Raw genomic sequence first — 26309 nt, forward strand, 5'->3', positions numbered from 1 at the left:
ATACCCGTCAGTATGCCCAGGTATCATTGAAAATATCACACAACATTCTGATAAATAACCAATAAACATATTCCTGACCTTAATGTCACAAGATGGCATTCTTTATGCATTATCAAAATCATAATGGCATTATGAAAATGCACTTTGTTTTGAGTGAGTGTGGGTTAAGCAGGCCTGGACATACGTCTGGCGTCGTTTCGCTTCTATGAGGATCTCCCTGTGGCTAAAAATGCAATCAGCTGTACCTGGCAAAGAAAAACCCTCAGCGCCGTTGTGCTGGCCAGCGCCGTACTCGGACTGTCTGGAGTCAGTGGCACCGCATCTGCTAACGAACTGGCGGACATCAAAGCACACGGCGAGATGGTGTGCGGCACGCTCTCCACCACCGAGCCAATGGGGTTTACTGATGCCAAAACCCGTAAAGTTGTCGGATTTGATGTTGATGTTTGTCAGGCATTGGCCGATCAACTCGGCGTGAAAATGGTGCAGAAAACCCTGTCAGTGGAAGCACGCATTCCGGAATTACAGATTGGCCGGGTTGATATCCTTTCCGCCGCACTCGGTTACACAGCAGAAAGGGCAAAACAGATTGATTTCACTTCCTCACATTTCCAGGTACCCCTGAAAGTGCTGGTGCCGGTCAGCGATGGCGATAAATCCCTGGCGGATTTGGACGATAAACGTGTCGGCATGACTTCCGGGTCCACTTCTGAATATTGGTTGCGCAAATCTTTCCCGAAAATCGGCGTCGTTACCTATCACGATTCCCCGTCAGCATTTCTGGCACTTCAGCAACGGAAAATCAGCGGGCAGGCATTCGCACAAACCTCCGGCATCCGTTATCTGCAGGCCGGGAAAGGGAAATATACCTTCATCGATCAGCCGATTGGCTGGGAACCCAACGCGCTGGGCGTCAGAAAAGGCGAACCTGAATTTCTGGCGGCGGTTAACAGCGCACTGGAAAAAATGGAGCAGGAAGGCAAACTGGATGCCATCTGGAATAAATGGCTGGGTAAGGGTACCGTCTATAATATGCCGCGGGAACATAAATTAGAACCGATCGAACAAATCAAACTCAGTACAGAATAAATCGCCGAAAAATAGATGATGATAATGCCGCATCTGATTCCGGTGCGGTAATCATTACGCCTGTTTTGCAAGAAACGAATATCAACCTCTATACGCAGTTATCTCATCATGATGATTATTGATTATTACGGATCTCACTGCGTTAAGGAGCTGAGTTGCGATGGTAAGTTTTGATCCACTTTCACTGCTGCAGGGTGCTTATTTGCAGTGGCTGATAACAGGTCTGGAAACAACATTAAGCCTTTTTGCTTTATGTCTGATCTCCAGCTTTATTCTGGCATTATTTCTGACCGCGATGCGTATATCAGGTATTGCCCCCCTGCGCTGGTTTGTCGTTATTTATGTCGAATATCACCGTAATGTGCCGGTACTGGTTCAGTTGCTGCTGTGGTATTTCGGACTGTCGGCAGTGTTACCCGATATATTGTCTCAGTGGGTCAATGAGCACGGCAGTGAATTCTTCTTTGCCTATGTGGCACTGACGCTGAATACCGCGGCATTTATGTCTGAAGATCTGCGCAGTGGCTTGCGCTCCATTGCCAGTGGCCAGATGGAAGCCTGCCGGGCGCTGGGGCTAACTTTTGCCCAGGCCATGCGGGATGTGATTTTACCGCAGTCGATTCGCGTCTCTGTTCCGCCACTCATTAATCAGTCACTGGCATTGTACAAGGCCACCAGCCTGGCAATGGCGATCAGCGTTGCAGAGCTCACCTACGCGGCCAAGCAGATTGAAAATGAAACCTTCAGGACCTTTGAAGCGTTCGCCATTGTCTCGGTGATTTATTTGCTGGGCTCGTTACTGATCGTTGGCGTCGGCTTTGCTTACGATCGTTTCATTTACCACGCCGGGAGCCGCTAAGATGAACGATATGCTTTCAATCGTGGTGAACTATCGCGACCTGATTCTGGTGGGGGGTTATCCCGACGGACCGCTGGGCGGATTAGCCCTGACGTTGCTGATTGCGGCGGCGGGTTTAATCTGCGCCTTCCCGCTGGCGATATTGATCGGCATTGCCCGCACCAGCAAACATAAAATCATCTATGTGCCGGTAACACTATTTTCCAGCGTGATTCGCGGCCTGCCGGTATTGATGCTGGTGTTCTGGTCTTATTTTGCGGTGCCGTTAATTTCCGGCCATTCTATCTCGGGCGTGAAGACGCTGACGGTGGCGTTGATTATTTACGAAATGGCATTTTTAGGCGAAGTGGTCAGGGCCGGTATTAATGCGATTCCAAAGGGACAAACTGAAGCTGCCCGTACCCTGGGGATCAGTTATACCCGAACTATGTTTGAAATTATTTTGCCGCAGGCATTATTTAATATGATCCCCAGTATTCTGAATCAGTTTATCAACCTGATTAAAAATACCTCGCTGGGTTATGTCATTGGCGTTGCCGAATTAACCTACTCCGCTTATCAAATCAACACGCTGGAGTTAACCAAACCGCTCCAGGTATTTGGCGTGCTGGCAATTATTTATTTCATTATCTGTTTTTCGCTGACGCAGCTGGTTGGAAAACTGGAAAGCGTCCTAAAGAAAAAACACTAAGTTAACCTGCAGGAGAGGGCAGATGTTAAGAATTGAAAACGTTGAGAAGTGGTATGGACCCAATAAAGTCCTCAACAACGTCAACGAGGTGGTGGAAAAAGGCGAAGTGGTGGTGGTTTGCGGTCCATCCGGATCTGGCAAATCAACCCTGATCCGCACCATCAACCGGCTGGAAGAGATTCAGCAAGGACGGATTCTGGTCAATGGCGTAGACAGTCGTGCGCAAAACACCGACCTCAACCAGTTTCGCAGCAACATCGGTTTCGTTTTCCAGCAGTTCAACCTGTTTGCCAACCTCACCGTGTTGCAGAACGTCACGCTGGCGCAGCGCCGGGTGCGCAAGAGTAACAAACGGGAAGCCGACGCGGTTTCCATGGCCTTGCTGGAGAAAGTCGGCCTCTCAGCGAAACTGCATGCTTATCCCCATCAGCTCTCGGGTGGACAGCAACAGCGTGTCGCCATCGCCCGTGCCCTGGCGATGAAACCTCCGGTCATGCTGTTCGACGAGCCGACCAGTGCGCTCGACCCGGAAATGGTCGGCGAAGTCCTGCAGGTCATGAAGCAACTCGGCAAGGAAGGTATGACCATGGTGTGTGTCACCCACGAAATGGGGTTTGCCCGGGAAGTGGCCGACCGGGTGATCTTCATGGATCGCGGTGAAATCCTTGAACGAGCTAAGCCAGAAGACTTTTTCCACCATCCCCAACATCCGCGCGCGCAAAAATTTGTCGCCGATATTCGCCACTGACAGGACCAATAAGAATGACCATTTTATCCAATACCCTCTCCCGGATTAAACCTTCCGCCAGCAACGCGGCCAGCCAGCTGGCGCGTGATATGAAAGCGCAGGGGAAGGATGTTATCGCCCTGAGTTCCGGGGAACCGGATTTCGATACCCCGGAGCACATCAAGCAGGCGGCATTGCAGGCGATGACGCAGGGCGAAACGAAATATCCGCCCATCGCAGGTATTCCTGCGCTGCGCGCAGCGGTGGTTGCCAAATTTAAACGCGACAACCAGCTGGAATATACTGTTAAACAAATCATCGTCTCCAATGGTGCCAAACAGATTATCTCCAATGCGCTGATGGCGACGCTGAACGCAGGTGACGAGGTGATTATTCCCGCCCCTTACTGGGTGTCTTACCCGGAAATGGTCTCGCTGGCGGGCGGCACGCCGGTCACCGTCGCGGTCAGTGAAGCGCAGGGGTTCAAACTCTCAGCGGAAGCGCTGGAGCAGGCGATCACGCGGAAAACCAAGTGGTTGTTGTTCAACTCACCTTCCAACCCTACGGGCGCGGTGTATTCCCTGGAGGAACTGCGTGCGCTGTCTGATGTTCTGCTGCGCCATCCGCATGTCTGGGTGATGTGTGACGATATCTACGAACAACTGATTTATGACGACAATCAGTTTTACACCTTCCTGCAGGTTGAACCCGCGCTGATGGATCGTTCTCTGGTGATCAACGGCGTATCGAAAGCCTATGCCATGACCGGATGGCGCGTCGGTTACGGTGCCGGACCTGCAACGCTTATAAAAGCGATGGAAACGATCCAGGGACAAATCACCTCTGGTGTCTCTTCTATTTCCCAATGGGCTGCCGTTGCCGCACTGAATGGTCCGCAGGATTTCCTTAATGAGTGGCGCGCCAGCTTTGTTATGCGCCGCAATTATGTGGTTGAGGCACTGAATGCGGCCCCTGGCCTGACGTGCCAGGTGCCTGCGGGGGCGTTTTATGTCTATCCCTCCTGTGCCGGTGTGCTGAATAAAACCACACCAGCCGGACGCGTTATCCGCAGCGATAAAGACTTCACCGAAGCCCTGCTGGAAAGCGAAGGCGTGGCGCTGGTGCACGGCGACGCATTCGGCCTGGCACCGAATTTCCGTCTCTCGTACGCCGCGTCTATGGATCAATTGCAGGAAGCCTGCACGCGTATCCAGCGTTTCTGCCGCAGCCTGCACTAAGCCACTGCCCGGGCTTCCACCCGGGCCACATTGCAACCTGAACATCTTTTGGCCGATTCACAATGCTGACCACGACTTTTCCTGTGTTTAAAGAACCGATGACCCGCAGGTATTTAATGGGGCAGGCCGCATCAATCCTCGGTTTATGGACGCAAAACGTCACCCTGAATTTACTGTTATGGCAGATGAGTCATTCACCCTGGCTGCTCGGGGTGCTGAACTTCTTGCTGTACTGTCCATCTCTGGTGGTTCCGTTGCTGTTTGGCAGCCGTCTGACGCCATCACGGGTGAAAACCATCATGATGCGCATCCTGTGTTTCTCGATGACCATCACCACGTTGCTGCTCGCCAGTGTGATCTTTGGTTTCATCAGCCCGACTTTCGTGCTGCTGGTGGCGGCAGTCGCCGGGTGCATCTCCTCAATGGAGCTTCCAACCCGACAACTGCTGCTGACCAGCAGCCTGCACGACAAATCCCTGATGTATAACGCCGTTGCCATGAACACCATGGTATTCAACATCGGGCGGATGTTTGGCCCAGCGCTGGCCGCCTATAGCTTTAACCATGTGGGAGCCGTCGGGGGATTCGTCATCTCCCTGTGTGGGTTGACGACCATGTTCTGCGCGGTACGTACCATTCAGGTGGTGGAAACGGAACACAGCCAACGCCGCGCCGGGGGGATGCGCAACGCGCTGCGTTTCGTCACCCAGGATAGCTTTGCGCTGCGCTTTTTACCGATGCTGGCCTTTGTCGGGATCTTCGCCGGCTCTTATCAGTCGCTGATCCCGGTACTGGCGGCGCAGAGTTTCCATGATACCGCACGCTACACCGGCTGGTTTTTCAGTAGCGCGGGTGTCGGCTCGCTCTGCTCGGCGGTGTTTATCTCCAGCCGGGTGTCACACCAGCAGCTACTGCAATGGTTGCAGGTTGCACCCTGGAGCGGGGTTGTGGCTCTGGGCGGCATCGCCTTGTCCCATCAGCCGCTGCTGACCTGCCTGTGCTTTCTGTTGCTGGGGTTATCCCTGACGTTTTTCTCCACCATGATCAATTCTACCCTGCAACACCGCAGCCCGCCCGAGTTGCGCGGCGGGGTGGTTGGTCTCTACAGCATGTCATTTCAGGGCACCATGCCGCTCGGCAACCTGCTGGTCGGCATGCTGGCCTCGGTGGGCAATATCACCCTGACTTTTATGGTGATGGCGGTAGCACTGGCTGTTTTGCTTGCCGGGCAGTGGGGGCTTCTGAAGTGGAAATAACCCCTTCCTATAACGACGCAATGAAAGAACAAAAGATGAAAAAAACAATATTGATGGCGCGCACGCTGCCGGATGAGTTGGTTAAGCAGTTACGTGAACATTATCACCTCGTTGGCCCATTAACCCGTCTGGATGGCAGCGATTTGCCGGAAGGAGCGGAGTCAGCCGAGGTTCTGCTGACCATGAGCAGCATTAAAACCGATAAGGCACTGATCGATGCATTGCCAAAGTTGCAGCTGGTGAGTTGCTATGGCTCCGGGGTGGAGTTTGTTGATTGCGAGTATCTGAAACAGCGAGGTATCGCCCTGACCAATGCCGCCGGAACCAATGCCAGCAGCGTGGCGGAGTTCGCCATGGGGCTGATTTTAGCCGGATCGCGGCATATTTTATCGGGTGACCGTTTTCTGCGTACCGGTCTGTGGAAAGGCAACAGCGTCGAACGTTATCACCTCGTGCCGGGATTACAGGATTGCCGACTTGGCATCTACGGGCTGGGGGAAATTGGCAGTCGCATCGCCCGTCTGGGAGAGGCATTTAATATGTCCATCGGCTATCACAGCCGCAGTCGCAAGCCGGTGCCTTATCAGTATCTGGCGAGCCTGGAAGCCCTGGCTGACTGGGCTGATATTCTGGTGGTCGCCACCCGCGGCAGCGAAGAAAACTATCACGCCATCAACGACAATATTCTTCAGCGATTGGGTCCGCACGGGTATTTGATCAACATTGCGCGTGGAATGCTGGTGGATGAAACCGCGCTATGTAATGCGCTGGACAACGGCCAGCTGGCGGGGGCCGCTCTGGATGTTTATGAATCCGAACCCGCCGTTTCCGCCCGCTTACGCGCTACGCAAAACGTGATTCTGACACCGCATATCGCTGCCAATACCCATTATGCACAAGCCGCGCAGCAGAAACGTATGCTGGACAATGTTGAATTGTATTTCTCAGGCAGTGAGCTGATTGGCAGGGTATGTTAATGCTAGTACATTACTTTTCATTGAATAACGGCTTTTGTTTACCTGACAGGAAATTATGGCAAGGCAGAAAACTACCGATATCGATCGTTCCGTCAAAGCGGTTAAGCGTACCCTGGCCATCTTAGATGCCTTTGTTGATCACCCTGGTGGCATGACGCTGGGAGAACTGGAAGAAGCGACAGGTTTGTTTAAAAGCGTCATCATGCGTTACATGCTGTCGCTGGAGGCGGAGCGCTACGTGTCCAAGCGGGTTGATGGTTGCTATGAACTGGGTTCCCGCGCCTATCAATTAGGTTGTACTTACGAGCGAACTTTCAACCTGCGCGAACACGTCATGCCGGTGCTGAATAAACTGACGGAAGTGACAGTGGAAAGCAGCTCCTTCTTTGTGCGTGAAGGGGATTTTCGTCTGTGTCTGTATCGGAAAGATTCGCCGCAACATATTCGCTCCAGCGTCCCTGTCGGCACCTTGTTGCCGATGGACGATACCTCCGCAGCGACAGCCTTACGCCATTTTGAGCAGGGGATACCGGAAGGCTGGTCTTACGCGCAGGGCGTGTTCACCTCTACTGGCGCGGGGAGTAACCTGCCGACCAGCCTGACTGCCTCGATGTCGGTTCCCATTTTTAAGCACGATAACCAGCTGGCGGGTGCATTGGGCATTTCCGGTCCGATCATTCGCTTCGATCCGGCTAATCCCGACAGCCAGCAGTTGTTAATCGAAGAAGCCAGAAAACTGTCCTATGCGCTCGGGGCAACCATCTATGAATAAGGGAATGCCTATTTCACGCACCACGTTGCACAGTGAAATAGCCGATGCCATCCGGGAGATGATCGTCAGCGGTGAGCTGGAGCCGGGCGACAGAATACCGGAGAAAGATCTTTGTGAACGGTTTGGTATTTCCCGCACCCCGTTGCGGGAGGCGCTCAAGGTGCTGGCAACCGAGGGGATGCTGGTTCTGCTGCCGCAGCGCGGTGCACGCGTAGCGATGCTTACCGATGAAGAACTGTACGAGTTGTTTCCCATCATCGCCAGCCTGGAAGGGCTGGCCTGTGAATTAGCCTGCGAGAAAATAACTGATGACGAGCTTATCGCTATCGAACAGCTGCACGCCGCTATGCTGCAAACTTACCAGCAGCAGGACAAACTGGAATACGCCCGGCTGAATCGGGAAATCCATCTTGCGTTGTTCGCTGCCGCCCGTAATCAATCCCTGCTGGCGCTCTACCGCAACCTGGAGCAGCGCATCCGTAATATTCGCCATACCGTGCGCCAGTTGCCTGATGACTGGCGGCTGGCGATGCAGGAACATGAGGAGATCATGATCTGCCTGCGCGCGCGCGAATCCACCCGTCTGGCGCAAACCATGCGTCAGCACGTAATGAGTACCGCCAACGCGGTGCGCAACGCGATGAACGCCAGCCGACCTGCGGTTGACTGACGATTTACGGCGGGGTTCCCTCGCCGTTATCCCCCTTTTTTGCTTTCTTTTGCTGCTGACGCAGCGGCTTTTGGCTGTCTTTGTGCAATATGAATTCATTATACATTATTAATTTTCGTTGACGGGATCCTCGCCAACGCATCATTCTGGCCTTCAGCGCTGTCGTCTTCTGTTCCTGCTGCCAGGTGGGAACAGCCGAATTTTCATTTGATTGCAGTATTTGGCTTACCAAGGAGAGATCATGAAACGATATCTGCCCCTGTTAACCGTTATCACCCTGGGATTGTCTGCTTTGCCGGTTGCCGGTGAAGAACTCAACGGAACATTGAAGAAGATTGCCGACAGCGGACAGATTTCCGTCGGGCATCGTGATGGCGCTGTGCCTTTTTCCTATTACGACGACAACCAGAAGCCGATCGGCTACGCGATGGATATCTGCGGTGCGGTGGTGGATGCGGTGAAAACCCGGCTGAACAAGCCTGACCTCAAGGTTGATACCATGGCGGTGACCGGTGCGACGCGCATCCCGTTGCTGGCCAATGGCACCATTGACATGGAATGTGGCACAACCACCAACAACGCTGAACGACAAAAGCAGGTGACGTTCTCCACGACTTACTTCGTCGCCGCAGTCCGCATCATGTCGAAAAAATCCGCGCCGGTGGCAGACATGGCTGAGCTGAAAGGCAAAACGGTAGTCACGCTGTCGGGCACTACCAGCGTGAAGATCATCAACGAGGCGAATAATACCCAACATCTGGGGATGCGCATCCTGATGGCGAAAGATCTGGGAGAAGGGATGCTGACACTGGAAACCGGTCGCGCTGCTGCCTTTATCTTTGATGATGTTTCCCTGGCAGGGGCTCGCGCCACCGCCAAATCACCTGATGACTATCAGATCTCAGATCAGCCTTTATCCGTAGAACCTTATGGCATCATGTTGCGCCGCGACGATCCGCAGTTCAAAGCGCTGGTGAATTCCGCCATCGAGGGGCTGTATAAAAGCGGGGCGATTAACGCCATCTATGCCAAATGGTTTACCCAGCCGATCGCGCCAATGAACGTCAACATGAATTTCCCGATGTCGGCGCAGTTGACGAAAGCCATCGCTAATCCGACCGACGATCCGAATCCAGAGTTGTATCGCTAAGCCACGAGACGCGGGCAGGATAAATACATGAACTACCACTGGAACTGGGCTGCCTTTTTCGATGTGTCGCTGGACGGTGCTCATACTTACTGGGAAACGCTGGTGATGGGGTTGGGGTGGACGGCGGCTACGGCGGTTGGCGCTTTCGCAATTGCGCTGCTGCTCGGTTCGCTGGCTGGCGTGCTGCGCAATGTGCCGTCACCCTGGCTGAACCGGGGCGGCAGTGCCTTCGTCGAGGTATTCCGTAACATTCCGCTGCTGATGCAGATGTTTCTGTGGTACTTCGTGTTGCCGGAAGCCTTGCCAAAGGAGGCCGGAGACTGGCTCAAGCAACTGCCTGACGCTCAGTTCTATACTGCGGTGCTGTGCCTCGGCTGTTATCACGGGGCGCGTATGGCGGAAGTGTTGCGTGCCGGGCTGGAGAGTCTGTCCAAAGGTCAGCGTATGGCCGGGCAGGCGCTGGGACTGACGCTGCCCCAGACCTATCTCTATGTCCTGCTGCCGGTGGCATATCGCATCGTGACACCGGCCATTACCTCCGAATTCCTCAGCTGTACCAAAAACACTTCAGTGGCGCTGGCTATTGGCCTGATTGAGCTGACCGGCAGCGCCCGAGCCATGCAGGAAAACACCTTTCAGGTCTTCGAGGCGTTCAGCATCGCCACCTTGCTGTATCTGCTGCTCAATATGACCATCGTCTTCACGATGCGCGGCATAGAAAAGCGGGCTGCGCTGCCGGGTTATGGAAAAAAAGGATAGGTTATGCTGTCAGGATTTGACGTTCAAAGCATTATCAGCGCGCTGCCTTATCTGATTTTGACCGGTATGCGCTTCACCCTCAGCCTGACCCTCTGTGCCACGGTGATCGGTATCGTATTTGGCACCGGTCTGGCGATTATGCGCCTGTGCCGCTACCCGCTGCTGGCAATGATCGCAACAGGATACGTCAACCTGATGCGTTCGCTGCCGCTGGTGCTGGTGATTTTCTGGTTCTATTTCCTGGTGCCTTATCTGCTGCAATGGCTGACCGGCTCCTCGTTTCCGGTCCGGGTGGATCCGTTCTGGTCATCGGTGGTGACTTTTACCTTATTCGAAGCCTGCTATTTCTGCGAGATCGTCCGCTCCGGGATCCAGTCGCTGCCGCGTGGGCAAAGCAATGCGGCGCTGGCGCTGGGTCTCACTCCGGCACAATCCCTGTTTTACGTGGTACTGCCTCAGGCGATGCGCAACATGCTGCCGCTGTTCCTGACACAAACCATCATCCTGTTTCAGGACACCTCGCTGGTTTACGTGCTGTCGATCACCGACTTTCTCGGTGCCGCCGCGAAAGTGGCGCAGCGTGACGGCCGCCTGCTGGAGATGTATCTGTTTGCGGCGGCGGTTTATTTCCTGATCTCTTACGGCGCTTCGTGCGGCGTGCGCTATCTGCAAAAGCGCATCTCCATTGTGCGCTAGCACGACATTTCACTTTGACGGATGTTCTGATGACTGTACCCGATACCCATGATTTCACCTCGTCTGCTAACGATCCTGACGCGTTGTTACGCGCAGCAGCGGCGCGGACTGAGGTGCTGCAACACGACCGTATCGTGCTCTACGCTGGAGCCAACCTACCGAGTCCGGCTGCAATGGCTGCCTATGCGCCAGGACTCAGCGCTTATCCGGCGATGGGGCCGGCCTTTGACAAAGAGCAACCGGACACCGGGCTGGTTTCGGCACTGGAAGTCGCGCTAACCCAGGAAATCAATGGATTGCTTGGTTCCACCTGGGCCGAGACGCGCCTGCCCAATTGCACCACCGCCAATCTGGCGGTATTCCACGCCTTCACAAAGCCTGGCGATTTAATGCTGGCACCGGCTGCGGCCCACGGTGGCCATCTCAGCCAGCGGCGTGATGGAACCCCGGCGCTGGCTGGTCTGCGTGTGACGGATCTGCCGTTCGAGGTGAACAATTGTTGCCTCGATGCGGCAGTGGCGGCAGACCAGGTACGGCTGCTACGACCAACGATGGTGATGCTGGGGCGTTCGGTGATGATCAAACCGGATGACGTGGAGCCGGTGGTCGCTGCGGCCCGCGAGGTGGGCGCTGTAACTGTGTTCGATGCATCCCATGTGTTGGGCCTGATTACCGGCGGCGTGTTTCCCAACCCGCTGGCGCTGGGCGTTGATATATTGACCAGTTCCACCTACAAAACGCTGCCGGGACGCCCGCATAGCATCATTGCCGGGCGCGATGCCGGGCAAGGGAAACAATTAGCGCAACTTATCGGGCAGCGATTTATCGCAAATGCCGACGCCGGATGCCTGCCGTCTCTGCTGGTCACCCTGCGGGAAGCGCGTGAAGAGGGGGCGCATTATGCGCAGCAAATTTGCTGCAATACGCTGGCGATGGCTGGGGCGCTGGCCGGGCTGGGAGTGACGGTAACGGCGGCAACCGCGGGACAAATCGCTACTCACCAGTTACTGGTGCCGATGAGCGACGATTTACCGCCGAATGCGGTCATCGACAGGCTGGCCCGGCAAGGCGTGCTGGTCGGCACCTGCAACGATCCGCAGGTACCCGGGAAGTTTGCCCTGCGCGTGGGCACTCAGTTTATGACCAGACAGGGATGTGATGAACAGGCGTTTGCGGCATTCGCTGCCCGGCTGGCGGGGCTATTAACGCGCGGTCCGGATGGGCGGATGGTTTGCTCTCATAGGGTAAAACCATGAGGGATGAAAAAACATACAGTAATCATATAGTAGGTATGTTTCTACGGGCTGGGTTTTCATGAGAGGTTAGCTTGAGTTGCACAGCACACTGCTGAGCAATGTCCCATCATTTATTGGCAACCTACACATTTCATAAGCGAAAAAGGCCGCCCCGTGGGGCGACCTCTTCCGGCACTTCCTTTTGCGACCATCTGTTATTTGTACAGTTCAGCGGTCATATGCACACGGTTGTTGGTGTTGGCTTCGGTAATTTTATACTGATCGCCATGCTGTGCGGCCTGAGCGGCAACCTGAGCTTCAGCGCCGTCGAGGGTATCGGCGGTCACAGAGATGCTCTGGGCGAAGCTTGCTGCTGACATCAGAGAAAGAGCGGCTGCGGCGGCGATGGTCATTGCTTTGATAGTTTTCATGGTCTTATTCCTTGGTTTGTATGGTTGAAAGCATGATTGCTTTCGATGGGAATAATGATAACCATGGTAACCATTAGCATATTAACAATAAATGCTGGTATTGTGATCATGCTAACTATTGCGGTGATAGGGAAAATCAATGAACATCATCCCGTCAGGATCTGGTATCTAAACCGACCAATAGTGGGTAGATAAGCAAATGAAGGTGATGGGAAATATTTTCAGGATTGTTGTTGTTCTTGCTGTTTTTATTTCGGGCGCGGCGCTGGCGGCTGATGGTTCACAGGAGGTACAGGTTGGAGGGCAGGCCAGAACCTTTGCCCTCCATGTTCCTGATGGCCCCCCTCCGGCTGGCGGATTTCCCGTGATTCTGGCCTTTCATGGCGGTGGAATGAGAGGAGCTGGAATGGAGAGAATGACGGGATTCAATGCGGTGGCCGACCAGGACCGCTTTATCGTCATTTATCCGGATGGCATCGGTAAACACTGGAATGATGGTCGCACAACGATCAAAAATCCGCAGGATGATGTCAGTTTCGTCGCGGCTTTGCTTGACCAGGTTCAGCGTAACTATGCCGTCAACCGCAGGCAGATCTTTGCAACCGGCATATCCAACGGAGCATTGTTTACTGAGCGCCTGGGCTGTGATCTTTCATCCCGCATCGCCGCGATTGCGCCTGTGGCGGGTTCACTTCCTGCGGACCTGGCCCCGGCTTGTCGGCCTGCAAAGCCGGTTGCGGTGATGCAGATCAACGGAATGGCTGACCCGATCATGCCCTACAGTGGTGGATGGGTGGAAGATTTTGGTGGCAGAGGGGAAGGGGGGCAGGTGATATCCGTTGCAGAGACCGCGGCTTTTTGGGCCAGGCATAACGGATGTGCAGGTGAGTCTACATCCGTCAGGCTTCCCGTTGTTGTCATGTCCGACCCCACCAGAATCGTGCGTACGGATTACCTCAGTTGTCCACCTGTGGGTAAGGTGACCGTCCTTTCGGTGAGGGGAGGAGGCCATGTCTGGCCGGGTAATAGCCTGTCATTTCATCCGCGAATTACCGGGCAACCCAGCCATCAGATTAACGCCAGCGAAGTGATTGCGGATTTCTTCTTATCCTTACCAAAGAGATAACCGGCAGGGAGTATAGTTACAACAAACTGTTAGTTATTTACTATCCAGCCTTAATTCCGTGCATTCGATCAGCGGCGTTGAAGGTCGGGTGTTTTGGTTGCGCTATACGCCTGTTGTAACTAAATTGCTCACCTTTCCTGTTCAACCGAACAGGAAAGGTGAAACCCGGGCAATTAAGGGTTTCTTTTAAAATGGCTGCTGGTAAAAGCCCGACAACGGTCTGAGATGGGATCGAGGAAGACCTGATCAGGTGCCCCCTGTTCTTCAATCACTCCCTGATGAAGAAACACTGCCTTATTAGACACCTCACGCGCAAAACCCATTTCATGGGTCACGATAACCATGGTGCGGCCTTCTTCCGCCAGTGAACGTATCACCCGCAACACTTCCCCCACCAGTTCGGGATCGAGAGCTGAGGTAGGCTCATCAAACAACAACGCTTTCGGTTGTTGTGCCAGCGCCCGCGCTATGGCGACACGCTGTTGCTGGCCGCCGGAGAGTTGGGATGACCAGGCATGACGCTTTTCATACATTCCGACCTTATGCAGCAATGCTTCCGCCTCATCAATGCATTCCTGTTTATTTCGTTTTTGCACAAACACCGGTGCTTCAATAATGTTCTGCAAAACCGTCTTATGTGGCCACAGATTAAAACTTTGAAAGACAAAACCTAACTGCATGCGGATAGATTTGATCGTTCTGCGCTGCCAGCGATTCAACGACTCGTCAGGATTATTGATGGTGACGATATCATTGCCAATGGCTATTTCCCCGGCCTGGGGGACTTCAAGAAAGGGAATACAGCGCAACAGGGTACTTTTTCCTGAACCACTGGCACCAATCAATGAAATAACATCCCCGTCATTTGCCGTCAGACTGACGTTATGAAGAACGTCATGGTTGCCATAGCTCTTTTTAATATTACTGAGCATGATCGTTGGGATAGCCATTAATGTACTCCGAAATTCTGCGGTGAAAGGTGTTTTTCCAGACGGGATATGGCGTAACTCACCACAACTGAAATCACCAAATAAATAATTGCGGCGATCAGGAACACTTCCAACGCCCTGAAAGTTGATGACACGATGGCATCCGCCATACCCGTCATCTCCATCAGACTGATGGTGCTCACCAGTGAGGTCGATTTGAGCATGGAAATGATTTCATTACTGTAAGCCGGTAAAGCCTGGCGCACAGCAATTGGCAAGGTTATACGCCTCAGCCGCAGGAAGGCTGACATGCCACTGACTTTGGCGGCCTCCGTAGATTGATGGGTGACAGCATTCAACCCGCCGCGCAGAATTTCCGAGGTATAAGCGGCATCATTGAGGATCAGTGCAATCAGCCCGCACCAGTAAGGCGAACGCAGCACCAGCCACATCACGCTTTCATGAATAAATGTCAGGCTTCCCAGCCCGTAATAAATCATGAAGATCTGAATTAATAACGGTGTGCCGCGAAATAAAAACACGTAACCACGATAGAACCAGGACCCTGCTCGTGTAAGACGTAATAAATTCAGCGATAATGCCAGACAACCTCCACCTGCCAGCGACAATACGGTGAGATTCAGTGTCAAAGGCAAGGCTTTCATCAGGCTGATAAAAGTTTCGGAAAAAAATGAACTGTCCACTGCATTACCCTTGTTGACTGATAATTTTCTGTCCGCGCAAAGAAAATTTCTCGATATGGCGAAATACCTGATCTGATATAACGGTGATGATCAGATAAATAACAGCGCCGACGGCGTAGAAAAAGAAGGGCATCTGTGTCGAGCCAGAAGCAGATGAAACCTGGCTCATGGTTTCCACCAACCCGGTAACGGAAACCAGCGCTGACTCTTTAATCACCGACTGCCACTGATTACCCAGCGCTGGAACCGCTGTTTTCAATGCCTGGGGAACGATAATACGGCGGAACATCATCATTTTCGTCATACCGGTAACCACCGCTGCTTCAACGGTTCCCTTCGGAATGGCATACCAGGCACCGCGAAATACGCCGCTTTGATAAGCTCCTGAGATCAGGCCAATCGCCATTGCCCCGGCGATAAAGCCATTGACGTCAAAGGGGCCAGCCAGCCCCAGAACCCCGCCAAAAAACGCAACGACCTGACGCCCCCCGAAATAGAACAGATAAATGACCAGTAGTTCAGGCACACCGCGCATCACAATGACATAACCGTTGGCAATTTTACGTTGCCAGCGATCCCCGCTCAGTTGCATCCAGCACAACAGGCTGCCTAACAGCATCCCCAGTACAAAGGCGCACAGGGACACCGAAAAAGTCACGCCAGCCGCTCTCAGCAGTGCCATCCCCCAGCCTTCGTCACTAAACCCCAGCAGTTGCCAGTCGATATTCATACCGGTGACCTCATTTATTCCGCCGGCGTGACATCAGTGCCAAACCACTTGAGGGAAAGGGCTTTTAAGGTGCCATCCTTGATCATCGAATTCAGTGCAGCATCGATTTTGGTTTTCAGCTCACCTTCATCTTTCCGTAAGCCAATGGCGGAGCCGACACCTAATACGCCGCCGGAATAGCGGAAACCGGTGATCGCCGCGCTTTCCTTATGCTTATCAACAAATGCCGCCATGTTAGTCACCGACGCCATCACCGCATCAACCCGACCATTGCTGAGGTCAGCATAGGTTTCCGGGCCAGCCTGATAGGTGCGAATGGTGGCAACATCAGCCAGATACTTATTGAGGAAGTCAGCCTGGATAGTGGCGACCTGCACAGCAATGGTTTTGCCAGCGAAGGCTTTTTTCAGTTGTGCCAGAGATTGATTCATACCAGCGTCATCACTGGCGGGGATCACGGTGTCAGCACCTGGCAGGACGGGAATCGCCCCTTTTTTCAGCGTGACAAAACCCGAGATACTATTGGTGTAGGGGCGCGAGAAATTAATCGCCTGCGCTCTGGCCGGTGTGATGGTGATGGAATCGACTACCGCGTCATATTTCCCATCCATCAGCCCGGGAATAATCCCCGACCATTTCTGGGCAATGATTTCGTAGCTAAAACCTGCGCGCTTGGCGATTTCAGCAATCATGTCCGGTTCGAACCCAATGATTTTTCCATTGGGTGTGGTTTGGTTAAACGGGGGGAATGCACCCTCAGTAGCAATGCGCAGAGGGGCAGTTTGAGCCTGGCTTAGCACCGGCAGAGCAAGCATCAGAGCCGCACACAAGATTCCCGGTAAAAAAGTCTTTTTATTCATTTCATTACCCTCGGTGAAAAGAAATTCAGGAAAGGAGATCAACAGCGATGCGGCTTAGGGCAATGGCACCCACTTTGATACAGGCTTCATCAGGTTGATAATCGGAGTTGTGCAAATGGTCATGACGCCCGTCAATCGCTGAACCGAACTCAATCTGGCAACCCGGTACACGCTCCGTGAAGTATGAAAAATCCTCAGCGCCAAAACTGGACTTCGGCGTGGCTTCAATACGCTCACCAAAATGTTGTGAAAGGATGCCTTCGACCTGATCGATAAGATGTTCGTCATTAATCAGAGGCGGGACACCACGTTGGTAATTCAGCGTGATTTCTACGTCCATTGCCTGGGCAAACCCGGTGCAGATGCGACGGAATGCGGCCTCAATTTGGTTCCGACGTTCCGCAGAGCGCGCGCGCACCGTGCCCTGAAAAATACAGCTGTCAGGAATGATGTTATGAGTGCTTCCCCCCCCTATGTGGCCGATGGTCAGCACAGCAGAATCTGCCGGATCGACCTCGCGCGAGATAATGGTCTGCAATTGAGTGATTAAACCGACGGCGGCGATAATGGGGTCGCGGCCCATATGGGGGCGGGCGGCATGGGTTGATACCCCCTTCACCGCCACATCAAATTCATCACTGGAGGCGGTACTGGCACCACGCGTCAGCGCGATCCTTCCCGCCTGCAACTCTGGTTTATTGTGGAGCGTGATGGCCAGATCGATACCGTCGGCTGCGCCATCGGCGATCATGGCAGCGGCGCCACTTTCTGCGGTCTCTTCGGCAGGCTGGAAAATCAGACGCACATTGCCTTTCAGCTGCGGCGTGAGATCTTTCAGGGTAGCCGCCACGCCCAGCAGGGTCGCCGTATGCAGATCATGCCCGCAGGCATGCATTTTCCCGGCAATCTGGCTGGCATAGGACAAACCCGTTTGCTCCTGCATCGGCAGTGCATCCATATCGGCGCGTAACAATAACGTCGGGCCAGTCGCGCCCCCTGAAATATCTAACTGAACGCCGGTTCGTCCTACGCCGGTTTTCGGTTGATAGCCCATTTTCTCCAGTTCAGACCTGACAATTTCCGCAGTTCTGACTGTGTCAAAACCCAATTCAGGAAAGGAATGAATATCACGACGAATAGCGATTAAATGCGGTTCGAGTTCAGCAACTTTATTATTGATATGAAGCGTCAAATCTTGCGATTGAAGGTTATGCATCATTACCCCTGGTGTTGGAAAATTTCGCCATAGCAGGGAGTGAAATGAATTACTCTGCCACGGTCTTTTCTTAATGATCGCAGCATTCACCAGACGCTATTTTTATTAAAACCATTTATCTCCTGCCTCAGGGTCGTTTTTTTTAATAGGTCTGGATTTAACAGGGAATGAACGAATTCTCATATGAAATAATTATCACGCAGGCATTGCGATATTAACCAAAAGTGTTTGATAGCCGGTCAGATAACAATATCAGAAGCATGGACGGCGCCGGGTAAGCACCAGACGCCTGTAATAAGAAATGGTTATTAATAATTATTCTGTCAGTTTACCGCCTACTGCATGTTTAATCAGCCATTCGGCAAAACGCCGGGCATAGGGATTAGTAAAACCCGTTTGAGGATAGATAAGATAAAAGTCTTCGCTGCTTTGTAAACGGGCAGAGAACGGGGCGATGAGCTTTCCGGTGTGTAGCTGATCTTCCACCAGAGAAAGACGGCCCAGAGCAACACCAAAACCAGACTCAACCAGATTCAGCACACAGGCGTAAGTATCAAACTGAACACCTTCAGAAGCATTGATATCTGTGGCTCCGGCAAATTTCAGCCATTCTCCCCATCCTTCCTGATAACCCATGACATGCAGCAGGTGATGGTGTTTAAGATCGCTAACCTGTTGCAGAGGGAGCGAATCGGCCACACGCGGGGAACAGACCGGGAAAAGGGTATCATAGCTAAGTCGCACGGCATTAACGCCAGTCCACTGGCCTTTGCCCCAGCGAATTTCCATATCCGCTTTAATATCTTCCTCACGCATCCAGATATCGGTATTGAATTGCAGGTTGATATCCGGGTTTTCCTGACTAAATTCGCCCAGTCGGCGGGCATTGAGCCAGTAGGTAAAGAAGGCGATGCTGCCTTTAATTTTGATCTGTCGCCGATGGCCTTCGCCAAAGATCTCATTGGTTGCTACCTCAAGGCGCTGAATCGCAGCCTGCACCACCGTCAGGTAGGACAAGCCTTCCTCGGTCAGTTCGATTTTGCGCGCATGGCGAATAAAAAGGCTGGTTTTAAAATGGGACTCAAGACTGCGGATGTGCTGACTGATCGCCCCCTGCGTCATATGCAGTTCGTCCGCAGCCAGCGTAAAACTCTGCAACCGCGCGGCTGATTCGAAAGAACGCAACCAGTTCAGCGGGGGTAACTTTTTTAAATTCTGCATAGCGCCCAATATCTTCCTGTTAATACCCTGAAATGTCGGGTTGCTATTATTTATCCCGAATCATAGCCAGAGTGTAACGAAAAACCTTAACCGGCATGCATTAATTTTAATGCGTCTCAGCCGTGTTTTTTTTCCATTTAATTTTTGCGCATTTTCACTGATGCTTGCCTCCCATCAGTAACAACCAACGGCCTGACGTGCGGCTGGATTAACAATAAGTGAATGCGCAATGGAACATGTTGAAACGTTATTAGCCGGGCTGGATCATTTTACTGATGATGCCAATGGCGGCCTCGTTCCCGCAATTCAACCTGCGGTAACCTCTCAAATATTGCCCGGACAGGGTGCGCTACATTATGCCCGCAGTGGAAATTCGACTGCCCGGCTGGCCGAAAAACTGATGACCAAACTGGAATCCGGGGCTGAGGCTGCGTTGTTTAATTCCGGCGTCTCTGCCGCCTGGGCAGTCCTCTCGACACTAAAGCACGGCGACAGCCTGATTGTGGAAGAAGAATGTTACTACGAGTTCCGCAACATCATGTTGGCTTACTGCACGCAGCATCAAATCCAGCTGATATTCGTTGATCTGAATGACAACGAAGCGCTTGAGCAGGTGCTGCGCTGCCATCAGGTCAACGTCGTATGGGCAGAGACCGCCACTAATCCACTCTGGAAAGTGATCGATATCGCGCAGGTTGCCGCGCTGGTGCACCGTTATCAGGCCCGACTGGTGGTCGATGCCACCGTTTCAACCCCGTTGGCGATTAATCCACTGCAACTGGGGGCCGATATTGTTCTGCATTCCGCGACCAAATATCTTAATGGTCACGGCGATTTAACTGCCGGATTTCTTGTTACCCGAGAGGTTGATGAATGGTGGGAATTGATGATGTGGTTCCGCACCAGTTCTGGTACGGTGCTGCAAACGCTGGATGCCTGGATGCTGCTGCGTGGTATGCGAACCCTGGCATTACGTTTCAGACACGCCTGTGACAATGCGGAAAAACTGGCTCAGGCCCTGTTGCAGCATCCTGCCGTTCGCGAGGTTCACTATCCCGGCCTGGAGGGGGACCCGTGGTACAGTAATGCTCAGCGGCAAATGAATGGGTTTTATGGCGCAATGCTGTCTTTTCGCTTACACGGAGGCGTGACTGCGGCAAGTCTAATCAGCACTCTCACGCGCACGATCCGCCATTCCACCTCTCTGGGTTCGACAGAAAGTTTAATTGAACATCGCCAAAGTACCGAAGGCGATCAGTCGCGTTGCCCGGCTGACCTGGTCCGTTTGTCCGTAGGGATTGAAAACAGCGATGACCTGATTGCGGATATGCAGCAGGCACTGGATGCCATTAGCCTGATGACCCCGGTGTACTCATGAAAGCAGAGAACCCAACGCTGTTGACCTGGCTGCTGTTAGTGCTGATGGTGTTGTTATGGGGAATCAGCTGGCCCGCGATGAAGATGGCGTTAAATGTGATTCCGCCATTATGGTTAGGTGTGATCCGCTTTCTGAGTGGCAGTCTTTGTTTATTTCTGTTCCTTGCCTGCAAAAAAGGATTAACGCTGCCAGCGAAACAGGACCTGCCGATTCTGCTTAGCGTTGGGTGTTTACAAATGCTGGCTTTTACTGCTTTGGGACTGGTGGCAATGCAGTATACCGACGTCAGCCGCGCGGCGTTATTAGCCTATACCACACCCTTATGGGGGGTGGTTATCTCCGGGGTGTTTTTCCGTCAGGTCCCCAGCCTGGCACAACTCTGCGCATTATTAACCGGTTTGGTCGGGATAGTGCTGGTGTGTTCTCCTTCCGAAATAGACTGGCATACCCCAGGTGTGTTGAAGGGGTGTCTATTGTTGTTGCTGGCCGCTGGGTGCTGGTCAGTGGTAATCTTTCATGTTCGCCACCATCGCTGGGTACAAAGCCCACTTGCCCTGGCTCCCTGGCAAATGCTGTTTGCCACAGTGCCAATGTTTATTCTGGCTTTAATCTTTGAAGGAGAGCCGAAAGCTATAGTCTTTACCCCATCAATTTTCAGCTTACTGGTATTTATCGGTCCGGTTGCAACGTCAATATGTTTCGTTATCTCAACCTCTTGTGGCCGAAAAGTCAGTAGTTTTGTCATGTCCAATTTCACTTTAGGTGTCCCTGTGGTGGGCAATATTGCTTCACTGTTTATTCTGGGAACGACGATGAGCATATCGTTTAAAGCAGGGTTATTGCTGGTCGTGTTGGGAAGTCTGCTGGCTATTTATGCCGGAACCCGGATCCAGGGGCATAGACTTCCTGAGTAAGGTGTGGAAATCTTAACCCTGACGCGATAAAGGCCAGATTGCGAATGGGGTTCTGTATGCAACTCAATGACGGGGCACTTCATATCGAAGATAACATAACAGACGCCGTCTGGAATGATGTGAAATCATTGCTATCTGGTCTTGATGATATCGCTGTAATTTTAAAAGATAACACTATTCTAACTAACGTTTTGGATATACCTGACGCCGTAAGTTCAATGCAGTTTGAGAAATGTAAATTCGCAGCACCAACTGAGCTATCCGGATTGAAAAATGGCAGGAGCGTTATTTTAAAAAATTGCAGACAAGATTTATTATTAGGCAATGTTAAAATAAGAGGGATTGTTTGTAATTACTTTGAAATTTCGCAGGAAGGGAGGCGTATTTCACCAGGCTTACTATCACCAGATATTGAAGAGTGCATCTTTAATTCATGTATTTGCGTGGGAAAAGTGCCAGCAGTATTTAAGCACGTGTCTTTTATTGATAAGATTAGATTAACAAAAAATAAAAAAACACCGAAGATTGCCACAGAGAACACTGACAGTGATGATGAGGAAGAACACGAGCATTTATTTTTTTATGATTGCATTTTTCAGGATTACACTGAAATAAACATCAACATCCATGCAAAAATTTCAATTCATCTTGAAAACTGCCGCACAACCAGTACCGACGAAAGGTTTCACCCCTCGATAACGTTCCCGGCCAACTCGGAAATTATAGATATAAAGATAATAAAATCCAATCTAAGTAAATTATGTTTATCCTTATTTATGTCTTCAATTGAAAATCTGATCATAAATGATAGTTCAGTAGGATCCTTGCAATTAGCGACTATAGAAAATGATGAGAAAAACGCCATCTACAACGTTGTAATTACGGAATCGATTGTTAATGAGTTAAGTTTACGCTACCGGGATATCGTACATGAGCTGGTTTTAACCAATACCGTTTTCAATACCGCGCCTCAGATGTTTGGCGCAAAAATTTCCGAAGGAAGCCAGTTCCCTATAAGGAAATATTTTGTTAGCAGAAAAGGTGAGCACGATGCCTCTTGTTATCGAACACTAAGATACATCATGGAATCACAAAGAAACCGCGATATGGAGGGGATGTTTTTCTCACTGGAACAAGAGAGCTTACTTAACACGAAAAATAAGCTGCATAAGTTATTCAGTATCAGCAATATGTATTATTTATTGTCAGATTACGGCACCAACTATCGCAGACCATTGATTATCTTTCTGTTATCAATTCCATTCTTCACAATTATTTACTCGTTAATCAGAACTCACACGGTCGCTGTTGATTTGCCGATAGACTGGAAAAACATCACCAACTCCTTAATATTCACTTTAAAGCAAACATTTCAACCTTTCGATAATCTTAAAAACACGCAAGAGATACAGGAGGGTAATTTAATAAAATCAGTATTTTTATCCTGTGTGGCAATAGCGAACACCTTATTTTCATTCCTGCTGCTGACTTTATCAGGGTTAGCAATAAGATGGCGGTTTAAAAGAGGTTAAGACGTATAAAAATTCTCAGAATTAGACTTACCGAGAGAAAATTCTGGCCAGATGGACATATTGCAGCATGCAGTGTAACCACGAAACGGAGATAAGGGCAGCCAGCACAGACCCGGAATAAATTATTTCGCCCAGTCTTCCAGCTGAAGTCCTTTTACACGCTCAAACTCTCGCGTGTTATTGGTCACAAGAATGGAACATGATGCCACCGCATGTCCGGCAATTGCAGTATCATTTGGACCAATCGGTGTGCCTGAGGCTGCAAGTGCGATTTTGATTTCGGTCGTTGCATCTACTGCAGCTCGATCCCATGAAAGAATTGCATCAAGACGAGCACAAAAGGCTTCTACAAGCAGCGCATGGCGAGGAGAGGCCTTTTTACCGATTGCCCCAAAGCGCATTTCAGCATAGGTGATCGCTGAAACAACAATGCGATGGTTGCGTAACACGGCCTGTTCCAGCCGCATAATCACAGCTTCCGGTTGCTCACGCATAATGAAAGAACAGATGTTAGTGTCCAGCATGTACGTCTTGTTCACAGTTCGAATCTTCCTTCATCGTTAACAACATCTTCCCGATCTGCCATAAAATCTGCGTCAGCTTTTTCAAGTTGAGAGAATGAACTCCAGGTCGGCCGAACCGGACGCAGGATGATGCTGTCACCTTCACGAATGATCTCCAGCTCGCTTACTCCTTCGAAATCGAGATCACGAGGCAAGCGTATTGCACGGTTATTTCCGTTTTTAAAAATTGATACGGTTCTCATGATCTTCTCCAGGTTGGTTGACTACAATACAGAGAGTCTTTCACATATGCTTAGTATATGCAGATGCTTTGTATATGTGCAACATGAGTGTTCTTCGAGAAAGACTATACGCTCTTAATCAGTGCAGGCGATGCTACGTGAAATCTGAGAAAAGAGCAGGGTATTTGGTAAGGAGTTTTGCCGTAGCGTTGTCTGGATTGGCACAAACCGTAGCGGCGCGATTTATCGCGCAGTTTGTACGTCATCATGGCTGGACGATGCGCGAAAAATCACGCCGCTACGGGTGAGGTGAGTTATGAAGTGCGCTTTCGGATAGTTAATTTAACATAACTATCATTACCCGAACTTTTATAGCGGCTTAATTAAGATGTCACCCTAAACTAACCATCACACCTGAAACTCAATTTCGATGGCTGTGCACTAGTTGTATTGGCTCTTCGTATTTTCCTGCGATTTTTTCGTGCTGAGGCATTGAATAGACAACATTTCGCTTCACAGCAATCTGTGCGACGAGTTCATCAAAAGGTGTTGAACTGACAATGGGTTCTTTCATGTAGTTGATGTAGACGTAGGTTTTGTGACCCTCGCCTTTAACATACAGGATTGAATCCATTTTGATCAGGTACTTACTACCCCCAACTGCATCAATGTAAAGCATGAGAACAAATCCAAAGAAAGCGAAAGGTAAGATTATTCCTAATTTCGCCATCAGGAAATGATCTCGCATAATCTTTTCATTTTCTTTAAAAAAAAAGACTGTTCGGCATTTCTGATGTTCGCTTCAGGCAGCCAGCACTCGCTGCCTGAAGTGGTCTAGGCAATTATCGTGTTACTGCACTTTTTTAAGTTCGAGCCGTTTGATCGGGCCGACAATCACCACAAAGCTGAAAATGGCGATCAGCGCATGAATGGCGACGAATACCAGCGCCCATTCAAAGTGGCCTGTCGCTTTGACGATGTAACCAATAACCACCGGGGAAACAATCCCAGCGAAGTTACCACACAAGTTGAAAATGCCACCAGCAACACCGGCCATCTCTTTTGGTGCGGTATCGGACATCACTGCCCATCCCAGTGCGCCAATGCCTTTACCCAGAAACGCTAAAGACATAAACAAGACCACCAGATAAATCGAGTCGACATAGTTACAGAACACCATCACCATTGACAGCAACATACCGAGTACAATCGGTGTCTTGCGTGCAACAGAGAGTGACTTTGTTATGCGCAGAATACGGTCCGAAATAATGCCTCCCATCAGCCCACCCAGGAAACCGCAAATCGCCGGGATGGCAGCAATAAATCCGACAGTTTTGATATTCAGCCCTTTCTCCATCGCCAGATAGAGCGGAAACCATGTAATAAAAAAGAAAGTCAGAACGTTAATACAATATTGACCAAGATAAATGCCCAGCAGCATGCGGTTAGTCATTAATTGTTTTAATGCGCTTAAATCAAATCCGCTTTTCTTCTGGGTTTTGCTTTGATCCATATCCACCAATGCCCCACCCTGACGGATATAATCAATTTCTTCGCTATTAACTCGTGGGTGGTCCAGCGGATTATGTATCACTCTTGCCGCAGTAAACGTAATCACAATACCCAACACGCCCATAAAGATAAAAATCGATTGCCAACCATAATTGAGTGTCAGCCATCCCATTATCGGAGCGAAGATAGCGGTCGCAAAATATTGCGCAGAATTAAAGACTGCTGCGGCAGTAGCACGCTCTTTAGATGGGAACCAGGCAGCAACAAAACGGCTATTGCCCGGCATCACCGGTGCTTCACACAAACCGACAAGGAAAAGAAGAATAGTGAAACAAACAACGGCACCGAGACCATGAAAAATTTCCACACAGCCTTGCAACAAGGTAAAAACTGACCACAGGCACAAACCAGCCAGGTAAATCTTTTTCGAACCAAAACGGTCAAGTAACCAGCCTCCGGGGATCTGTGCCAGACAGTATGCCCATGCAAACGCTGAGAATATCCATCCCATCTGACCGGGGTTGATACCCAGAGCAGATGTCATATCTTTACCTGCAATTGCCAGCGTTGAGCGATCCCCCACACTCACTGCTGTTATGATAAATAAAATAATAACGACATGCCATCTGACATTGGTTTTCCTGTCATGCGAAATGTCATCAATTTCATTTAATTGAGCCATGTGACACCACCTTAAACTTGTTAGAAGATCAAAAATGCAAATAATGAATGACTCAGATGCCGCACAACCTGATTTAATTTATTATTTGTACTCCGGATAAATATCCTTCTATTTCATCTTGCAGGATGACCTGACTTAATAATGGTATCTTTTGATATGAATACGATAGGATTCCAGGGAGAACAAGACAATGTGCATTTGCATAACAAA

28 protein-coding genes are annotated in these 26309 nt (G+C 51.0%); 17 read left to right on the forward strand and 11 right to left on the reverse strand.

Annotated features, from left to right (window positions below; translation table 11 throughout):
- Nucleotides 1–219: 219 nt before the first annotated feature.
- The 13 genes from PW844_RS16430 to PW844_RS16490 all read left to right on the forward strand — a co-directional run bounded on the left by PW844_RS16430 (nt 220) and on the right by PW844_RS16490 (nt 12140).
- Nucleotides 220–1089, forward strand: a complete 870-nt coding sequence (locus PW844_RS16430; protein WP_299453926.1) for a transporter substrate-binding domain-containing protein — start codon at nt 220–222, stop codon at nt 1087–1089.
- A 160-nt stretch (nt 1090–1249) separates the two neighbouring features.
- Nucleotides 1250–1948, forward strand: coding sequence for an amino acid ABC transporter permease (locus PW844_RS16435; protein WP_299453929.1), 699 nt, complete (start codon nt 1250–1252; stop codon nt 1946–1948).
- 1 nt (nt 1949) lies between these two features.
- Nucleotides 1950–2639, forward strand: a complete 690-nt coding sequence (locus PW844_RS16440) for an amino acid ABC transporter permease (RefSeq protein ID WP_299453931.1) — start codon at nt 1950–1952, stop codon at nt 2637–2639.
- Between the two features lie 22 nt (nt 2640–2661).
- Complete coding sequence (locus PW844_RS16445; RefSeq protein WP_084879590.1) at nt 2662–3387, forward strand: amino acid ABC transporter ATP-binding protein; 726 nt, start codon at nt 2662–2664, stop codon at nt 3385–3387.
- 14 nt (nt 3388–3401) lie between these two features.
- A complete protein-coding gene (locus PW844_RS16450) occupies nt 3402–4604 on the forward strand; it encodes a pyridoxal phosphate-dependent aminotransferase (protein ID WP_299453934.1) in 1203 nt (400 codons plus the stop codon).
- A 62-nt stretch (nt 4605–4666) separates the two neighbouring features.
- Complete coding sequence (locus tag PW844_RS16455) at nt 4667–5860, forward strand: MFS transporter (protein WP_299453936.1); 1194 nt, start codon at nt 4667–4669, stop codon at nt 5858–5860.
- Between the two features lie 35 nt (nt 5861–5895).
- Nucleotides 5896–6837: a 2-hydroxyacid dehydrogenase gene (locus tag PW844_RS16460; RefSeq protein ID WP_299453939.1), complete on the forward strand. Its 942-nt coding sequence runs from the start codon at nt 5896–5898 to the stop codon at nt 6835–6837.
- A 55-nt stretch (nt 6838–6892) separates the two neighbouring features.
- Nucleotides 6893–7609 carry an IclR family transcriptional regulator gene (locus tag PW844_RS16465; RefSeq protein WP_299453942.1) on the forward strand — a complete coding sequence of 239 codons (717 nt, stop codon included), beginning with the start codon at nt 6893–6895 and terminating at the stop codon, nt 7607–7609.
- Entirely contained in the window at nt 7602–8279 is a 678-nt protein-coding gene (locus PW844_RS16470) for a GntR family transcriptional regulator (RefSeq protein WP_299453944.1), read from the forward strand. Before PW844_RS16465 ends, PW844_RS16470 begins: the two co-directional genes overlap by 8 nt.
- 241 nt (nt 8280–8520) lie before the next feature.
- Nucleotides 8521–9429, forward strand: a complete 909-nt coding sequence (locus PW844_RS16475) for a transporter substrate-binding domain-containing protein (RefSeq protein WP_299453947.1) — start codon at nt 8521–8523, stop codon at nt 9427–9429.
- A gap of 27 nt (nt 9430–9456) precedes the next feature.
- Nucleotides 9457–10188 carry an amino acid ABC transporter permease gene (locus PW844_RS16480; RefSeq protein ID WP_299453949.1) on the forward strand — a complete coding sequence of 244 codons (732 nt, stop codon included), beginning with the start codon at nt 9457–9459 and terminating at the stop codon, nt 10186–10188.
- Nucleotides 10189–10191: 3 nt separating this feature from the next.
- Nucleotides 10192–10884 carry an amino acid ABC transporter permease gene (locus PW844_RS16485; protein WP_367187761.1) on the forward strand — a complete coding sequence of 231 codons (693 nt, stop codon included), beginning with the start codon at nt 10192–10194 and terminating at the stop codon, nt 10882–10884.
- Between the two features lie 29 nt (nt 10885–10913).
- Nucleotides 10914–12140 carry a glycine hydroxymethyltransferase gene (locus PW844_RS16490; protein WP_299453951.1) on the forward strand — a complete coding sequence of 409 codons (1227 nt, stop codon included), beginning with the start codon at nt 10914–10916 and terminating at the stop codon, nt 12138–12140.
- Between the two features lie 194 nt (nt 12141–12334).
- Here PW844_RS16490 and PW844_RS16495 read toward each other — a convergent pair whose 3' ends face one another.
- Nucleotides 12335–12550: a YdgH/BhsA/McbA-like domain containing protein gene (locus PW844_RS16495; RefSeq protein ID WP_084872098.1), complete on the reverse strand. Its 216-nt coding sequence runs from the start codon at nt 12548–12550 to the stop codon at nt 12335–12337.
- Between the two features lie 199 nt (nt 12551–12749).
- Between PW844_RS16495 and PW844_RS16500 the strand changes: the two genes are divergently transcribed.
- Nucleotides 12750–13676, forward strand: coding sequence for a hypothetical protein (locus PW844_RS16500; protein WP_299453960.1), 927 nt, complete (start codon nt 12750–12752; stop codon nt 13674–13676).
- A 173-nt stretch (nt 13677–13849) separates the two neighbouring features.
- Here PW844_RS16500 and PW844_RS16505 read toward each other — a convergent pair whose 3' ends face one another.
- From PW844_RS16505 to PW844_RS16530, 6 genes are all read right to left on the reverse strand, one after another.
- Nucleotides 13850–14626 carry an ABC transporter ATP-binding protein gene (locus tag PW844_RS16505; protein ID WP_299453962.1) on the reverse strand — a complete coding sequence of 259 codons (777 nt, stop codon included), beginning with the start codon at nt 14624–14626 and terminating at the stop codon, nt 13850–13852.
- Entirely contained in the window at nt 14626–15309 is a 684-nt protein-coding gene (locus PW844_RS16510) for an ABC transporter permease subunit (RefSeq protein WP_299453965.1), read from the reverse strand. The genes PW844_RS16505 and PW844_RS16510 overlap by 1 nt, the downstream gene beginning before the upstream one ends.
- A 4-nt stretch (nt 15310–15313) precedes the next feature.
- On the reverse strand, nt 15314–16039 hold the full coding sequence (locus tag PW844_RS16515) for an ABC transporter permease subunit (protein WP_299453968.1): 726 nt from the start codon (nt 16037–16039) through the stop codon (nt 15314–15316).
- Between the two features lie 14 nt (nt 16040–16053).
- A complete protein-coding gene (locus PW844_RS16520; RefSeq protein WP_299453971.1) occupies nt 16054–16899 on the reverse strand; it encodes a transporter substrate-binding domain-containing protein in 846 nt (281 codons plus the stop codon).
- 25 nt (nt 16900–16924) lie between these two features.
- Nucleotides 16925–18115: a M20 family metallopeptidase gene (locus PW844_RS16525; protein WP_299454598.1), complete on the reverse strand. Its 1191-nt coding sequence runs from the start codon at nt 18113–18115 to the stop codon at nt 16925–16927.
- 315 nt (nt 18116–18430) lie between these two features.
- On the reverse strand, nt 18431–19336 hold the full coding sequence (locus PW844_RS16530) for a LysR substrate-binding domain-containing protein (protein WP_299453974.1): 906 nt from the start codon (nt 19334–19336) through the stop codon (nt 18431–18433).
- Between the two features lie 229 nt (nt 19337–19565).
- Here PW844_RS16530 and PW844_RS16535 point away from each other — a divergent pair, with 229 nt between their 5' ends.
- The 3 genes from PW844_RS16535 to PW844_RS16545 are packed head-to-tail and all read left to right on the forward strand — an operon-like array spanning nt 19566 to nt 23160.
- Nucleotides 19566–20714 carry a PLP-dependent aspartate aminotransferase family protein gene (locus PW844_RS16535; protein ID WP_299453977.1) on the forward strand — a complete coding sequence of 383 codons (1149 nt, stop codon included), beginning with the start codon at nt 19566–19568 and terminating at the stop codon, nt 20712–20714.
- Nucleotides 20711–21628: a DMT family transporter gene (locus PW844_RS16540; RefSeq protein WP_299453980.1), complete on the forward strand. Its 918-nt coding sequence runs from the start codon at nt 20711–20713 to the stop codon at nt 21626–21628. Before PW844_RS16535 ends, PW844_RS16540 begins: the two co-directional genes overlap by 4 nt.
- Before the next feature lie 56 nt (nt 21629–21684).
- Entirely contained in the window at nt 21685–23160 is a 1476-nt protein-coding gene (locus tag PW844_RS16545) for a hypothetical protein (RefSeq protein WP_299453983.1), read from the forward strand.
- Nucleotides 23161–23282: 122 nt separating this feature from the next.
- On the opposite strand, the gene PW844_RS16550 is transcribed toward PW844_RS16545, so the two are convergent.
- The 4 genes from PW844_RS16550 to PW844_RS16565 form a co-directional block, all read right to left on the reverse strand.
- On the reverse strand, nt 23283–23699 hold the full coding sequence (locus PW844_RS16550) for a type II toxin-antitoxin system VapC family toxin (protein ID WP_299453986.1): 417 nt from the start codon (nt 23697–23699) through the stop codon (nt 23283–23285).
- Nucleotides 23696–23926, reverse strand: a complete 231-nt coding sequence (gene vapB, locus PW844_RS16555; RefSeq protein ID WP_299453989.1) for a type II toxin-antitoxin system VapB family antitoxin — start codon at nt 23924–23926, stop codon at nt 23696–23698. The genes PW844_RS16550 and vapB overlap by 4 nt, the downstream gene beginning before the upstream one ends.
- Nucleotides 23927–24326: 400 nt before the next feature.
- Nucleotides 24327–24653, reverse strand: a complete 327-nt coding sequence (locus PW844_RS16560) for a hypothetical protein (RefSeq protein WP_299453991.1) — start codon at nt 24651–24653, stop codon at nt 24327–24329.
- A gap of 102 nt (nt 24654–24755) precedes the next feature.
- Entirely contained in the window at nt 24756–26099 is a 1344-nt protein-coding gene (locus PW844_RS16565; RefSeq protein ID WP_299453994.1) for an MFS transporter, read from the reverse strand.
- Nucleotides 26100–26309 lie beyond the last annotated feature (210 nt).

Source organism: Pantoea sp., assembly GCF_028283705.1.
Taxonomy (GTDB): domain Bacteria; phylum Pseudomonadota; class Gammaproteobacteria; order Enterobacterales; family Enterobacteriaceae; genus Pantoea.

Coding starts and splice junctions, on each gene's coding strand:
- PW844_RS16460 (WP_299453939.1), top strand. CDS start 5,896: ATGAAAAAAACAATATTGATGGCGCGCACGCTGCCGGATGAGTTGGTT.
- PW844_RS16485 (WP_367187761.1), top strand. CDS start 10,192: ATGCTGTCAGGATTTGACGTTCAAAGCATTATCAGCGCGCTGCCTTAT.
- PW844_RS16560 (WP_299453991.1), bottom strand. CDS start 24,653: ATGCGAGATCATTTCCTGATGGCGAAATTAGGAATAATCTTACCTTTC.
- PW844_RS16525 (WP_299454598.1), bottom strand. CDS start 18,115: ATGCATAACCTTCAATCGCAAGATTTGACGCTTCATATCAATAATAAA.
- PW844_RS16565 (WP_299453994.1), bottom strand. CDS start 26,099: ATGGCTCAATTAAATGAAATTGATGACATTTCGCATGACAGGAAAACC.
- PW844_RS16535 (WP_299453977.1), top strand. CDS start 19,566: ATGGAACATGTTGAAACGTTATTAGCCGGGCTGGATCATTTTACTGAT.
- PW844_RS16490 (WP_299453951.1), top strand. CDS start 10,914: ATGACTGTACCCGATACCCATGATTTCACCTCGTCTGCTAACGATCCT.
- PW844_RS16450 (WP_299453934.1), top strand. CDS start 3,402: ATGACCATTTTATCCAATACCCTCTCCCGGATTAAACCTTCCGCCAGC.
- PW844_RS16465 (WP_299453942.1), top strand. CDS start 6,893: ATGGCAAGGCAGAAAACTACCGATATCGATCGTTCCGTCAAAGCGGTT.
- PW844_RS16520 (WP_299453971.1), bottom strand. CDS start 16,899: ATGAATAAAAAGACTTTTTTACCGGGAATCTTGTGTGCGGCTCTGATG.
- PW844_RS16470 (WP_299453944.1), top strand. CDS start 7,602: ATGAATAAGGGAATGCCTATTTCACGCACCACGTTGCACAGTGAAATA.
- PW844_RS16505 (WP_299453962.1), bottom strand. CDS start 14,626: ATGGCTATCCCAACGATCATGCTCAGTAATATTAAAAAGAGCTATGGC.
- PW844_RS16455 (WP_299453936.1), top strand. CDS start 4,667: ATGCTGACCACGACTTTTCCTGTGTTTAAAGAACCGATGACCCGCAGG.
- PW844_RS16435 (WP_299453929.1), top strand. CDS start 1,250: ATGGTAAGTTTTGATCCACTTTCACTGCTGCAGGGTGCTTATTTGCAG.
- PW844_RS16530 (WP_299453974.1), bottom strand. CDS start 19,336: ATGCAGAATTTAAAAAAGTTACCCCCGCTGAACTGGTTGCGTTCTTTC.
- PW844_RS16500 (WP_299453960.1), top strand. CDS start 12,750: ATGAAGGTGATGGGAAATATTTTCAGGATTGTTGTTGTTCTTGCTGTT.
- PW844_RS16540 (WP_299453980.1), top strand. CDS start 20,711: ATGAAAGCAGAGAACCCAACGCTGTTGACCTGGCTGCTGTTAGTGCTG.
- PW844_RS16515 (WP_299453968.1), bottom strand. CDS start 16,039: ATGAATATCGACTGGCAACTGCTGGGGTTTAGTGACGAAGGCTGGGGG.
- PW844_RS16475 (WP_299453947.1), top strand. CDS start 8,521: ATGAAACGATATCTGCCCCTGTTAACCGTTATCACCCTGGGATTGTCT.
- PW844_RS16440 (WP_299453931.1), top strand. CDS start 1,950: ATGAACGATATGCTTTCAATCGTGGTGAACTATCGCGACCTGATTCTG.
- PW844_RS16480 (WP_299453949.1), top strand. CDS start 9,457: ATGAACTACCACTGGAACTGGGCTGCCTTTTTCGATGTGTCGCTGGAC.
- PW844_RS16445 (WP_084879590.1), top strand. CDS start 2,662: ATGTTAAGAATTGAAAACGTTGAGAAGTGGTATGGACCCAATAAAGTC.
- vapB (WP_299453989.1), bottom strand. CDS start 23,926: ATGAGAACCGTATCAATTTTTAAAAACGGAAATAACCGTGCAATACGC.
- PW844_RS16495 (WP_084872098.1), bottom strand. CDS start 12,550: ATGAAAACTATCAAAGCAATGACCATCGCCGCCGCAGCCGCTCTTTCT.
- PW844_RS16545 (WP_299453983.1), top strand. CDS start 21,685: ATGCAACTCAATGACGGGGCACTTCATATCGAAGATAACATAACAGAC.